At 64.5% G+C, this 12,294-nt stretch carries 12 protein-coding genes; all 12 read left to right on the forward strand.

Annotated elements, in window-relative coordinates:
• Window positions 1–205: 205 nt before the first annotated feature.
• The 12 genes from B5F40_RS00940 (at window position 206) to phnPP (ending at window position 12,022) form a co-directional block, all read left to right on the forward strand.
• Complete coding sequence (locus B5F40_RS00940) at window positions 206–1,303, forward strand: phosphate/phosphite/phosphonate ABC transporter substrate-binding protein (RefSeq protein ID WP_087192496.1); 1,098 nt, start codon at window positions 206–208, stop codon at window positions 1,301–1,303.
• The gene (gene phnC, locus B5F40_RS00945; RefSeq protein ID WP_239442828.1) at window positions 1,300–2,202 is read left to right on the forward strand and encodes a phosphonate ABC transporter ATP-binding protein; all 903 of its coding nucleotides are present in this window, start codon (window positions 1,300–1,302) and stop codon (window positions 2,200–2,202) included. The genes B5F40_RS00940 and phnC overlap by 4 nt, the downstream gene beginning before the upstream one ends.
• A complete protein-coding gene (locus B5F40_RS00950) occupies window positions 2,199–3,059 on the forward strand; it encodes a PhnE/PtxC family ABC transporter permease (RefSeq protein WP_087192498.1) in 861 nt (286 codons plus the stop codon). Before phnC ends, B5F40_RS00950 begins: the two co-directional genes overlap by 4 nt.
• Window positions 3,056–3,955 (forward strand): PhnE/PtxC family ABC transporter permease, encoded by a 900-nt coding sequence (locus B5F40_RS00955; protein WP_239442829.1) that lies wholly within the window; start codon window positions 3,056–3,058, stop codon window positions 3,953–3,955. Before B5F40_RS00950 ends, B5F40_RS00955 begins: the two co-directional genes overlap by 4 nt.
• Before the next feature lie 69 nt (window positions 3,956–4,024).
• Entirely contained in the window at window positions 4,025–4,570 is a 546-nt protein-coding gene (gene phnG, locus B5F40_RS00960; RefSeq protein WP_087192499.1) for a phosphonate C-P lyase system protein PhnG, read from the forward strand.
• Window positions 4,567–5,364, forward strand: coding sequence for a phosphonate C-P lyase system protein PhnH (gene phnH / locus B5F40_RS00965; protein ID WP_087192500.1), 798 nt, complete (start codon window positions 4,567–4,569; stop codon window positions 5,362–5,364). Before phnG ends, phnH begins: the two co-directional genes overlap by 4 nt.
• Entirely contained in the window at window positions 5,365–6,645 is a 1,281-nt protein-coding gene (locus tag B5F40_RS00970; protein ID WP_087192501.1) for a carbon-phosphorus lyase complex subunit PhnI, read from the forward strand.
• Entirely contained in the window at window positions 6,629–7,648 is a 1,020-nt protein-coding gene (locus B5F40_RS00975) for an alpha-D-ribose 1-methylphosphonate 5-phosphate C-P-lyase PhnJ (RefSeq protein WP_087192502.1), read from the forward strand. Before B5F40_RS00970 ends, B5F40_RS00975 begins: the two co-directional genes overlap by 17 nt.
• Window positions 7,638–8,498 (forward strand): ATP-binding cassette domain-containing protein, encoded by an 861-nt coding sequence (locus tag B5F40_RS00980; protein ID WP_087192503.1) that lies wholly within the window; start codon window positions 7,638–7,640, stop codon window positions 8,496–8,498. Before B5F40_RS00975 ends, B5F40_RS00980 begins: the two co-directional genes overlap by 11 nt.
• Window positions 8,499–8,726: 228 nt before the next feature.
• Entirely contained in the window at window positions 8,727–10,121 is a 1,395-nt protein-coding gene (locus tag B5F40_RS00985) for an alpha-D-ribose 1-methylphosphonate 5-triphosphate diphosphatase (protein WP_087192504.1), read from the forward strand.
• 1 nt (window position 10,122) lies between these two features.
• Window positions 10,123–10,893: a phosphonate C-P lyase system protein PhnL gene (locus B5F40_RS00990; protein WP_239442830.1), complete on the forward strand. Its 771-nt coding sequence runs from the start codon at window positions 10,123–10,125 to the stop codon at window positions 10,891–10,893.
• 295 nt (window positions 10,894–11,188) lie between these two features.
• Window positions 11,189–12,022, forward strand: coding sequence for a phosphoribosyl 1,2-cyclic phosphate 1,2-diphosphodiesterase (gene phnPP / locus B5F40_RS01000; protein WP_239442831.1), 834 nt, complete (start codon window positions 11,189–11,191; stop codon window positions 12,020–12,022).
• Window positions 12,023–12,294: the final 272 nt, after the last annotated feature.

Below are 12,294 nucleotides of genomic sequence, written 5' to 3' on the forward strand. Positions count from 1 at the left end.
CTCGCTCTGATCTGGCTTTACGTGTTCCTTTCATCATTCTGATCTCGACTTTTCCCAAACTTGGGGGCATCTTTACCCGTCCTTTCACTCGTTCTTACCTTCCTTTCTTACGATGGTTTCCGCACGCAGGTCGCACCGGCGGCCCGCATGCGGAAACGCACGCGATCCCGGCGAACGACACCGGGGACACGGAAGGAACGCAAGCATGAGAGAAAGCTTTTTGAGCAGGCGCCAATTTGTTGCTGGTGCGGCTGCGTTGACAATGGCGGGCGTATGCGGCGCCTTGGCGGGGTGCACAGCAAGCGGCTCGGGTGCGCCGGCTGGGGCGAGCGCGTCTGGCTCAGGCACGAGCTCTTCGACGGCCCCGTCCGATGTTTTGACCATGGTGTGGCTGCCCGACAACTCGTCGGCCGACCTCAGTGCTGCCCGAGAGGCTATGGGCAAAGCCATCACGGCTGTGTGCGGACGCGAGGTCGAGCTTCTGACCACCACCGACTACAACGTGGCCATCGAGGCCATTGCGTCGGGTAAAGCTCAGATGGCGTACCTGGGGGCCGAAGGTTATGTGCAGGCCAACAAGAAGAATCCGATGGTTCTGGCCGCGTTCACGAACAGCGACGAGGAGGGTGGCCTTGACGGCGCGTGCTACTACAGCCGTATCAGCGTTCTTGCGGAGAATGCCGATCAGTACAAAGACGGCGACTCCTATTCCATCAAGAATATAAGGGGCAAATCGTTCTCGTTCGTATCCGCTACGTCCACCTCGGGATTCAAGGTGCCTTCGAACGACATCGTCAGCGAGTTCGGCCTCGAAAGCTCAGACGAGCTGTTGGAAGGAGGCGCATTCTTCTCCGAGGTGCTGTTCGGCAATTCGCACCAGGGCTCGGCGGTGAACCTGCTGTCCGGCGACGCCGATGCGGCAGCGTTCGACGATGTGGATGTGGACATGTATTTCGACCTCGTGTCGGGCGATGCCAACTCTGTGGGCGCCGTGTACCAGGTGAGGACGGACGCCGAGGCTCCCTTCGATACCGTGCGAGGCAAACAGTTCGTCATCATTGCCGTCACGCCGGTGCTGAACGCTCCCGTGTGCTTCAACGAGGAGGCCATCTCTGAGGAGGATCGAAAGAAGATCGTCGAGTATTTCTGTTCCGATGCGGTGGCGGACGATCCGCAGATCTTCGTTGATCCCGAGGACGAAGGTGCAAAGGGCATCTTCGAGAAGGCCTCCGAGAAGACGTGCTTCGTGGAGGTCGACGACGCGTGGTACGAGCCTGTGCGCAAGTTGAACGGAGCCGAATGATGGGCGGCGTGCTGCTTGAGCTGCGCGGGTTGTCGAAAAGCTACGACGGCCGGGCACGGGCGCTTGACGACGTGAGCCTTGAGGTGCGCCGCGGCGAGTTTGTCAGCGTCATCGGCTCGTCGGGAGCAGGCAAATCGACGCTTCTGCGCTGCGTGAATCGCCTTGTCGACCCCACGGAAGGGTCGGTTGCGTTCGATGGAGACGACATGGTGCGTGCACGCGGGCGCGCTTTGCGCGCATGCCGTCGTCGCATAGCCATGGTGTTTCAGCACTACAACCTCGTGCACCGTGCCACGGCAATAGAGAACGTGCTGCAAGGGCGTTTGGGCTACAAGTCCACCATTGCGGGCATGTTGGGCCTGTTCAGCGAAGAGGAAAAGCGCCGTGCGTTCGAGATTCTCGATCAGGTGGGTCTCGCCGACTTCGCGTATACCCGCACTGATCAGCTGTCGGGCGGTCAGAAGCAGCGCGTGGGCATCGCTCGGGCGCTCGTGCAGGACCCGCTGCTCATGCTGGCCGACGAGCCCATCGCCAGTCTCGATCCGAAGTCGTCGCGCACGGTGATGGAGCACCTGCGTTGGGCGGCTGACGAGCTGGGCGTGGCGTGCCTCGTGAACTTGCATCAGGTGGATTTCGCATTGGAATTCTCGGATCGTATCGTGGGGCTGGCAGGCGGCAGGCTTGTGTTCGACGGAGCGCCCGACGAGCTGGACGAGGCCATGATCGCGCGTATCTACGGCGCGAATGCCGAGGATGCCGAGGGCTTCGGCGTTGCCGCGGGCGCCGTTCGCTCTGCGGAGCGCCCGGGCGCGCCGTCCGCCGCTCCCGCTTCGGTCGCCGCGGCCGGTCCGGCCGCAACCTCCGACGGCCCGACGGCTTCCGGGGTGGTGGCGGCATGACGGAGCGAGTGGCGCGGACGGTGGGGCTGCCGGAAGGACTGCACGCTCGCTCTTCTGCCCCGCGCGGCTCCTACGATGGCTCGTTTTTCCTTCGACGCACTTTGGCCGTCGCGGCGGCGGCGCTTGCGGTCGCGGCGCTCGGCGTGCTGTCGGGCGTGTACGTCGGCTTCGATTTCGTTCAGGCGATCCTCGATGTCCCGGGCGGGTTCGTATGGATGGCAACCCAGTTCGTTCCCTCCGCCTCCTCCCTTCAAAAGCTGGACGCCATCCTGCCCGCCTTAGGCTCGACGGTCCTCGCCTCGGTCGCCTCGAGCTGCACGGCAGCGGCTTTGGCGTATGTCTGCGCGGTGCTGGGGTCGCGGACCGTCGGGGTGGGGGGACCGTTTCCCCAGTTCGTGAGGGGCATCGCGTCGCTGTTTCGCAACATCCCGGTAGTGGCCTGGGCGTTTATCCTGCTGTTTTCGTTCAAGCAGAGCGAGTTCACCGGGTTCTTCGCCCTGTTCCTCACGAGTTTCGGTTACTTAACCCGTTGCTTTTTGGAAAGCGTCGACGAGATGAGCGCCGGGCCGGTGGAAGCGCTGCGCGCATGCGGTGCGAGCTACGGCCAGATTGTGGCCCAGGCGGTGGTGCCGATGAGCATCACCTCGGTGGTCAGCTGGGTGCTGTATATGATCGAGACGAACATCCGCGACGCAACGCTCGTGGGCATCCTCACCGGCACCGGCATCGGTTTTGTGTTTGACGTGTACTACAAAAGCTTCCGTTACGACGTCGCGGGCCTCGTACTGCTGTGCATCATCCTCGTGGTCATCGTCTGCGAGCTGGTGTCGAACTTCGTGAGAAGGAGGATTCTATGACGGATGGGCCGAAGGTTGAGCTCGTCGGCCCTGCGGAGGCGTGCTCTAGCGTAGCGGGCGGGCCGCGCGGCGTGCGCACGTCGCGGTCGGGAAGGATCAAGGTGCATGTCGCCTCCAGGTCAAACGTGTCGCTGTACGCGGTGCTGGGCGCGTTCGCGCTGGTGACGGTGTTCGCGCTTGCGACGATGGACTACGGGAAGGTTCCGTTTCCGGAGGCGATGGCCGCAGCGACGGGCGATTTCGTCACGATGATGACGCAACCGGGGCTGGGCGGCCACTTCACCTTGCCCGATGTGGTCGAAGGCCTGCTCGTCTCGCTGGCGCTGGCGCTGCTCACCACGTTTATCGGCGCTGTGATCGCGTTCGTGCTGGGGCTTGTGGCTGCGTCCAACCTGTCGAACCGCGCCGCGAGCAACGCCATCAAGGTGTTAATGAGCGTGGCGCGCGCCGTGCCCACCATCCTGTGGGTGCTCGTGTTCAGCGTGGCCATCGGGCTGGGGCCGGAGGCGGCCGTGACCGGCCTGCTCTTCCACAGCGTGGCGTACCTGGTGAAGGCGTACTCGGAGAGCTTCGAGGAAGTGGACCCCGGCGTGATCGAGGCCCTGCGCGCCAGCGGCGCATCGTGGTGGCAGGTGGTGTTTCAAGGCGTGGTGCCCGAGAAGGTGAACGAGATGCTGTCGTGGACGTTCATCCGCTTCGAGATCAACTTCGTGAACGCCGTGGCCGTGGGCGCCGTGGCGGGCGCGGGCGGTATCGGCTACCAGCTGTTCTTGGCGGGAAGCTTTTACTACAACATCCACGAGGTGGGCCTGATCGTGTACCTGTGCCTGGCGGTGGCCGTTGTGCTCGAGGTGGTGGCCACCAAGTTGCGCAAGCGCTACATCGTGCAGAGGTAGCCATTCGTCCCGCGCCGTCCGCGAGACGCCGCTCTTGATGAACTGATCGAACCTTGAAGAAAGGATCTCATGTTGAAACGATACGAACGCACGCGCGCCCTCGTGGAGGGCGATCCCGCGCTGGCGCGGGCCATCGTGTGCGAGGTGGAGCGCGAACAGGGCGCCGAAGCGCTCGTCGTGCTCGACGAGCCGCGCGAGGAACTGGTAATGGTGCAGGCGCGCGAAACGGCGCAGGGTAGCCTGTTCTTCCTCGGCGAGGCGCTCATGACGTCGTGCCGCGTGCGGGTGGGCGACGAAGTGGGCCTCGGCCTCGTGCTGGGCAGCGACCGTTGCCGCGCCTACGAGCTGGCTGTGGTGGATGCGGCGTTCTCCGGCGCGGATGGTGACGCATGGGCTTCTCGCTGGGACGCGGCGCTGCGTACGGAGCTCGCCCGCATCGAAGCTCGCGACGAGCTCGATGCGCGCCGCATCGCGACGACGAAAGTCGATTTCTCGACGATGGACGTCCTGACCTCCTGCTCGGAGTTGGACGGAACGTCGAGGACGACGAACGGCGCGGTGGACGAGGCGCGAATCAAGCGGCCTCAACCTGCGGACGGGGGTGAGGGACGATGATGCGGGGTTCCGAGGAGCCGCATCGCGCTCAACGCGCGTTTCGGAGCGTCCTCGACGCATTTGCCCGTCCGGGCGTGGTGCACGAGGTGGAGTTGGCGCCGGAGAATTCCGGTCGACCTGCGTCTCTCGATGCTTCGCTTGAGCAAGTGGCGCGGTTGTTTGTAGACCAAGCGGTGACGTTTTGCGTCGTCGATTCCGAAACGGATGCGGTTACGGCCTACCTTTCGGGTGAGACGCGTGCGCGTTGTGCGCCTTTGCGTGAGGCCGACTTCGTGGTGGTGCCCGTCCGTGCGGACGCGCGGGCGGCTCACGAGGCGGTGGTCGAGGCGTGCTGCGGCACGCTGATCGCTCCGGAGAAGGGGGCGACCGTGCTTGTCGGCTGCTCTCGGCTGGCTGAAGCGCCCGAGAGCGGCGGGGTCGGCATGGCCGGTGACAGGGGAGAACTCGGCGAGATCGCGGAGCAGGCTGTTCATGTCGTGGCGCTGCGCGGGCCGGGTGTGCGCGACGTGAACAGCTTCGCGGTCGATCGCGTGGATTGGCTCAATGCCCGTGCACAGCGTGGCGACGAGTTTCCATGCGGCATCGAGATCGTGCTGGTTGATCCCGATGGCCATGTGGTGGCCGTGCCGCGCAGCGCCAGCGCAACCCTCCTCGGCGATTCCTCGCCGCTGGTTCACGAAAGGCGATCGTTGCGCCGCAGCACGTTGGGAGAGCGGGCGTTTGACGCGAAGCGCTCCGGGGAGCCGTTGCGCGAGGAGGCGTCGTGCTTCCCTATGGACGAGGAGGTGAGCTAAATGGGCTACGTGGCCGTACGCGGTGGCGGAAAAGCCATCGAGGAGAGCCTCAAGCTGCTCGAGCGAGAGCGTGTGCGTGCGTCGGCGGCGTGGAGCACCGATGAGATCGAGGGCACGTTCCCCGAATTGGTTGACCAGGTGATGGGCGAAGCCTCGCTATACGCGCCGCGTTTGGCCGCGCTTGCGCTCAAGCAGGCCCAGGGTTCGCCTGACGAGGCGGTGTTCCTGCTGCGGGCGTTCCGTTCCACGCTCGAGCGTCCCTACGTATCTCGTCCGGTGGACACGGCCCGGATGCGCGTCGCGCGCCGCGTATCGGCTGCTTTCAAGGACGTCCCCGGCGGTCAGGTGCTCGGAGCTACGCGCGACTACAGTCACCGGCTGCTCGCGTTCGATTTGGAAACCGAAGGCACCGAGGAGCTGGCTGAAAAGCGCGCCGATCTGGAGGCTCATTTCGACGAGGCCGTCGAGGTGTCCGGGCGTGATGGCGTTCCTGCGGTCATGCCGCGCGTGCTGGACCATCTGCGTGCGCAGGGGCTCATCGCCCAGGTTGAGAACGACGATGCCGAGCCGGTGGACGCCACGATGGCGCCGCTGTCGTTTCCCGCTCCGCGCTCGGTGCGCTTGCAAACGCTTGCGCGCGGCATGACGCAAGCGGTCGAAGCGCTGGGTTACGCCGCCATCCGCGGTTTCGGCCCCGCGCACCCCACGGTGGGCGAACTGCGGCAAGGTCGCGTGCCCGTGGCGGTGGACCATCCGCTGCAGACGGGAGGCCCGGAGGACGCCTACTACCTGGGATCTGTTCCGGTGACCGAGGTGGAGAGCGTGTTCGAGGGGGAAGACGGCGCGGAAGCGGGCGTCGGCGGCGGCTCTGTCGGGGGCGGTGCGGGCCTTGCGCTGACCATTGGCTATGGTCTCGTGTTCGGCCGCGCCGAGACGAAGGCTATCGCCATGAGCGTGCTCGATCATTGCCTCGAGCACGGAGACGCGCGGTTCCCTACCGAAGACGAGGAGTTCGTGCTCTATCACGTGGACGGCGTGGAGGCTGCGGGCTTCATCTCGCACCTCAAGCTTCCGCACTACGTGACGTTCCAATCGAAGCTGTCCAGCGTTCGCGAGACGCGTCGGGTGGCCGCTTGCGGTGATGGGCTCGATGGCGCTTGCAAGGACGCTTCCGATGGCGATGGCGAAAGCGTTCGCCTCGATGGCGATTCCGCCCATCTCGCCCCTTCTGCCTGCGATGCAGCCGATCCGAAGGAGGCCTCCCATGCAGCAACGTTATAACTATGCGTTCTTCGACGAGGCGTCGAAACGCGAGATTCGACGCGCCATCATCAAGGGCGTATCTATTCCAGGCTACCAGGTTCCGTTCGCTTCGCGCGAGATGCCCATCGGACGCGGCTGGGGCACGGGCGGCTTGCAGATCACGCTCAGTCTCATCGGCAGAAGCGACGTGCTGAAGGTGATCGACCAGGGAAGCGACGATAGCGTGAACGCGGTCAACATCAAAAGGCTCGTGGCCGACACCACCGACGTGGAGGTGACCGAGGCCACAGAGGAGGCCACGCTCATTCAGTCGCGCCATCGTATTCCTGAGTGCCCGTTGCGCGACGACCAGATTCTGGTGCTGCAAGTTCCCACGCCCGAGCCGTTGCGCAGTTTCGAGCCTCGGGAGGCCGTCACGAGGCGCCTGCACGCCGAGGCCGACTACACCGGCGCGTGGCTGGAATTGTTCGACCAGATCGTGCGTCACGGCACGACGACCACCGGGGCGGATCATCCCGTGCTTGTGAACGGCCGCTACGTGATGGCTCCCTCGCCCATTCCGCGCTTTGACAACCTGAAGCTGAACCAGGCCGATCACCTCACGCTTCTGGGTGCGGGGCGCGAGAAGAAAATATACGCCGTACCCCCTTACACTGACGTGGTGCCGCTCGATTTCGAGGACCATCCGTTCGCGGTGGAGCGCTTCGACGGAAAGCGCTGCCGCCTGTGCGGAGCCGAGGGGGTTTATTTGGACGAGCTGGTGGACGAGTCCACCGGCGAGACGTACTACCAGTGCAACGACACCAGCTATTGTGCTTCGTCGGCTTGTCAGCCGACGAAGCCAGCCGACGCTGCGGTGGCTTCTGGCGCCGAATCTAGCGGCTCCAAGGCCTCCTCACGTGCGGAAGCACGCTTCGTCGGCCTTTCACCGCAATCTTCGGCACCAGAAGCCCCCTCGCTGACTCTACGAACGACCGGCGACCCATCTTCTGACCGGGAAGGAGCCTCCCATGCTCGATGACCAGCGGTTCGGTGCTGACGAGGCGCCGTGCCTGTCCGTTCGCCACTTGTCGAAGCGCTTCGGAACCGCCTGTCCGCAATGCGCGGAGCCGGGCGCGTCGCTGAACCGCAACGTGTGCCCGCGCTGCGGCACCGTGCATGCGGTGCGCGACGTGAGCCTCGAGGTGTTCCCGGGTGAGATCGTCGGCATCGTCGGCGAATCGGGCAGCGGCAAGTCCACGTTCATGAAGTGCCTGTTCTTCGACGAGGAGGCCACCGAAGGCGAGGTGCGGGCCCTTCCTTACGATGGCGGTGCGGCAAACCTCTTGGAGCTGTCCTCGCAGCAGCGGCGCGCCGTGCGCAACACGGTGTTCGGTATGGTGTACCAGAATCCCTACCTGGGACTGCGCATGGATTTCTCCAGCCTGTCGAACATCGCCGAGCAGATGATCGCCTCCGGCAGCCGCAGCGTGGGCGCCATGCGCGCCCGCGGCGAGCAGCTGCTCGAACGCGTGAACATCCCGCTCTCGCGCGCCGCCGAGCCGCCGCGCAACTTCTCCGGCGGCATGCAGCAGCGCGTCCAGATTGCCAAGGCGTTGTCGAACAATCCGCCCATCCTGCTGCTCGACGAGGTGACCACGGGGCTCGACCTGTCCGTGCAGGCCGCCGTGCTCGACCTCATCCAGCAGATTCGTCGCGACTTCAACGTGAGCATGCTCGTGGTGAGCCACGACCTTGGTGTCATCCGCATGCTGGCCGACCGCACGCTCGTCATGCTGGACGGCCGCGTCATTGAAAGCGGTCTGACCGACCAGATTCTGGAGGATCCCCAGCATGCCTACACCCAGCAGCTGGTGTATTCGCTGCTCTGACGATCAGCGAATGACGTCGACGCAACGGCACGTTGGGGCAGCGCGCTTTCATGCGATGCCGAAGGCTTGCGTGCCGAAGCGTGCGGCGCCTTCGTCATCCCGCGAATTCGGGACGTCCCAACGCCCCTTGTCGACTTGCTGTGCCAGCCGGTACGCCCCTTATGCCGCCTAGCGGCATGGACAGGCCGTTTCGCTCCTATCCGATCAACCCGAGAAAGGAACCGCCTCATGAACGACAACTCTTGCATCATCCGCGGCGGCACGGTGGTGTGCGCCGACCGCGTGCTGCCCGATCACGACGTCGTGGTCGTCGACGGGCGCATCGCCGCCATCGAGCCTGTCGGCGCATGCGATTTCGACGTGCAGCCCGACGCTGCGCTGGGCGCGCTGCCCGTGGTGGACGCGCGCGGCGCCTACGTGACCCCCGGTCTCATCGACATCCATTCCGACTACGTTGAGAACGTGGCCTCTCCGCGTCCGAGCGTGGTGATGGATCTGAACACGTCGCTGTACAAGGCTGACCGCGAGCTGGTGTCACATGGCATAACCACCATCTTCCACTCGCTTTCGGTGTACGGTGCGCGCGTTTTCGACCACAAGCCCATTCGCGATTTCGGCAACGTGAGCGCCCTCATCGACCGCGTGGCGGCCATGCGAGGCGGCGAGGAACGCGACCATCTCATCCGGCATCGTCTTCACATGCGCGTCGAGCTGGACTCGGTCGACCTGTACGACGACATCGAACGCTATTTGCGCTCCGGCAAGGTGGACCTCGTGTCGTTCATGGACCATACGCCGGGGCAGGGACAATATCGCGATCTTCTGGTGTTCGGTGAAACGATCAAGGGATATCGCGACGTGACAGACGAGGAGGTGCGCGAGATCATTCGCCAGCAGCAGGAGAGCGCGAAGCTTTCCTACGCTCAAATAGCGAAGCTGGCCGATGTCGCATGCGAGCGTGGCGTGTCCATCGCCTCGCATGATGACGACAGCGCCGAAAAGCTTGCGTTCATGGATGGTCTCCAAGCTACGATCTCGGAGTTTCCCATCTCGCTTGACATTGCGCGCGAGGCTCGCGCGCGTGGGATGCACGCTGTCGCGGGCGCGCCGAACGTCATGCTGGGCCGCAGCCACTCGGGCAACCTCTCGGCGCGCGAGGCGGTGGCCGCCGGTGCGATCGACGTGCTGTGCAGCGATTACTACCCGGCGGCGCTGCTTGACGCCGTGTTCGCGCTGCGCGATGCGTGCGGTTTGGATATCGCCGAGGCCTTTGCGCTGGTCACCGTAAACCCGGCGAAGGCTGCGGGCATCGCCGACGAGGTGGGGTCGCTCGCGGTGGGCAAGCGAGCCGATGTGCTTTTGGTGCGCGAGATATCGTGCGGCGTTACCGACGAGGCGCCTGCGGACTCCGTCGGCGCGCGTGGTTCGCAAGGCGCTGCCGGTGCTGTGGGCGAGCGCACGATGCCCACGGTGACGCGAGCGTTCGTGGGCGGCCACTCCGTGTTCCGATCGCACTACCCCGACCAACCGTTGGGTTACGGACGAGATGCCGACGAAGCGCGGGCTTTCGGCGGTGCGCCTGCGACTAGCGCGTTTTATCCAGGCGCTGTGGAGGTGAGGTAGCATGGTCGAGGCGCTCTGCTCCGAGGTTGACGTTCGGCAAAACCGCAGCGAGGCATGCTCGAAGTCGATGGCGCCCCCGCTTCTCAGGATAGACGGCCTGTCGAAGTCGTTTTTGCTCCATCGTGTGAACCGCCGCGTGCAGGGGTGCCGCGACATCTCGTTATCCCTCGAGTCGGGCCAGTTCGTAGGCATCACCGGGCGCAGCGGCAGCGGGAAGTCCACCATTTTGCGCTGCATCTGGCGCACGAACCTTCCCGAGCGCGGTCGCATCCTCTACGATTCGGCGCGCTTCGGAATGTTGGACTTGGCGCAGGCCACGCAGCGTCAGATGCTGTACCTGCGCACCTACGAGCTGGGCTATGTATCGCAGTTCCTGAACGCCTTGCCTCGCCAGACGGCCTACGATATCGTGTTGAAAAGCGCGCTCGAGACGCACGGCTGCGCTGCTCGATCTCGCGCCGAGCGCGAAACAGAGCGCATGCTGCGCCATTTCGATCTCGACGAGAACCTATGGGAGTTGTATCCGCGTACCTTCTCGGGAGGTGAGAAGCTGCGCCTCAACATCGCTGCGGCGATGATCAAGCATCCGCGCCTTTTGCTCTTGGACGAACCCACCGCTTCGCTCGATAACGCGTCGAAGCTCAAGGTACGTGCCCTTATCGAACAATTGAAAGCCGAGGGCACCACGATGCTCGGCATCTTCCACGATCTCGAATTCATGGAAGGGTTGTGCGATCATGAGTTCAACATGCAGGAAGGGATGATGGCGTGACGGATGCGCTTGGAGGCTCGAAGGGGGCTGTTTCGGGGTTGATGGGCGGGCCGACGGGACGCGAAAGGGCTGCGAATGCGCGGCGTGTTTCGACGGGGAGGTGCCGTCGGCGGCTCCGTAACGCGGCGCATGGGGAAGGGGGGGTCCTCGGTCGGCGCGTGTTTAGCGGCCGTGACGAAGTGTTCTTTCGGTTCGTCGGGAGGGCTGCAAAGCGATCACGCGCTTCCGGAAAAGGCCGCTGCGCACGGGCGCTCTGCAGCTGCGCGAAACCAGTCGGAGAAGGGGTGGGAGCGCGATGAATGACATGCATGGGGTGTTTGACGCCGGGGCTGTTGCCCAGCGCGTTGGCAGCGTCGACTTCCATGTGCACACGACGATGTCCGACGGATCGGACACGTTCGAGGAGGTGATCGACCGAGCGCGCGAGCGTGGTGTCGCGCTTCTCGCGTTCACGAACCACGACACCACGCGCGGTTTGGGCGAGGCTGTCGCGCTGGGCGAGCGCTTTGGCGTGCAGGTGGTGGGTGGCATCGAGGTGAGCGCTTTCGATTTCGAGCGCGGTCGCAAAGTGCACGTGCTGGGCTTGGGCGTCGAGGAGGGCGCTTCTGCGCTTGCGGCTTTATGCGAGCCGCTGCTCGAACGCCGCAACGCGAACACGCTGTGGCAGCTCGACCGGTTGGTGGATGCTGGCTACGAGGTGGACGTCGAGCGTGCGCTCGAGCTGGGGCGCGCATCGACGTGCCTTTACAAGCAGCACCTCATGGCGGCTCTCACGGACGAGCCGTTCTCGAGCGCACGCTATCGTGCGCTGTATCGCGGCCTGTTCAAGAACGGGGGCATATGCGATCGCGATATCGAGTACGTGGACGCCCGCGATGCTGTGCGCGCTATCGTGGAGGACGGAGGCGTGGCCGTGCTCGCGCATCCCGGCCAGCTTGATAGCTATGATCTTCTGCCTGACCTCGTGGATTGCGGGCTTGGCGGTGTGGAGCGATTCCATCCCGATCATACCGCCGACGACCATGCGCGCTGCGCCGATCTGGCCGAGCGGTACGGCCTGATATGCACAGGCGGCTCTGATTATCATGGTCGATTTGGCGCGGTGGAGGACGTGGGAGCGCAGGCCTGATCGCCGAGTGCCGTGGCTGGCCTCGTCCCGCGCCGCTCTTCCGTATCGTGCGCCCCTGCGTTTTGAGCTCTTTGCCCTCTGAGCTTTGGGAGCCCCTGCCCTGTTGCAGGCCGGGGGCTCTACGGAGGTTGCTGCTTTGAGCGTGGTCGGCGTCACGGCGCTCTGTTTTCCGCGGTCTTGCCGCACCTTGAGTCGGCGTCGCGTGATGTGCGAAGCGGGCGAGGCGCATCTTCGAACCCCCGTCCCGCCTCTCTGTGTAATTAACCGACCTC

Origin of the sequence: Gordonibacter sp. An230, assembly GCF_002159915.1 — a bacterium.
Taxonomy (GTDB): Bacteria; Actinomycetota; Coriobacteriia; order Coriobacteriales; family Eggerthellaceae; genus Rubneribacter.

What these genes read in the sequence shown, in the direction of transcription:
- B5F40_RS00940 (WP_087192496.1), top strand. Translation starts at nt 206, where the DNA reads ATGAGAGAAAGCTTTTTGAGCAGGCGCCAATTTGTTGCTGGTGCGGCT.
- phnC (WP_239442828.1), top strand. Translation starts at nt 1,300, where the DNA reads ATGATGGGCGGCGTGCTGCTTGAGCTGCGCGGGTTGTCGAAAAGCTAC.
- B5F40_RS00950 (WP_087192498.1), top strand. Translation starts at nt 2,199, where the DNA reads ATGACGGAGCGAGTGGCGCGGACGGTGGGGCTGCCGGAAGGACTGCAC.
- B5F40_RS00955 (WP_239442829.1), top strand. Translation starts at nt 3,056, where the DNA reads ATGACGGATGGGCCGAAGGTTGAGCTCGTCGGCCCTGCGGAGGCGTGC.
- phnG (WP_087192499.1), top strand. Translation starts at nt 4,025, where the DNA reads ATGTTGAAACGATACGAACGCACGCGCGCCCTCGTGGAGGGCGATCCC.
- phnH (WP_087192500.1), top strand. Translation starts at nt 4,567, where the DNA reads ATGATGCGGGGTTCCGAGGAGCCGCATCGCGCTCAACGCGCGTTTCGG.
- B5F40_RS00970 (WP_087192501.1), top strand. Translation starts at nt 5,365, where the DNA reads ATGGGCTACGTGGCCGTACGCGGTGGCGGAAAAGCCATCGAGGAGAGC.
- B5F40_RS00975 (WP_087192502.1), top strand. Translation starts at nt 6,629, where the DNA reads ATGCAGCAACGTTATAACTATGCGTTCTTCGACGAGGCGTCGAAACGC.
- B5F40_RS00980 (WP_087192503.1), top strand. Translation starts at nt 7,638, where the DNA reads ATGCTCGATGACCAGCGGTTCGGTGCTGACGAGGCGCCGTGCCTGTCC.
- B5F40_RS00985 (WP_087192504.1), top strand. Translation starts at nt 8,727, where the DNA reads ATGAACGACAACTCTTGCATCATCCGCGGCGGCACGGTGGTGTGCGCC.
- B5F40_RS00990 (WP_239442830.1), top strand. Translation starts at nt 10,123, where the DNA reads ATGGTCGAGGCGCTCTGCTCCGAGGTTGACGTTCGGCAAAACCGCAGC.
- phnPP (WP_239442831.1), top strand. Translation starts at nt 11,189, where the DNA reads ATGAATGACATGCATGGGGTGTTTGACGCCGGGGCTGTTGCCCAGCGC.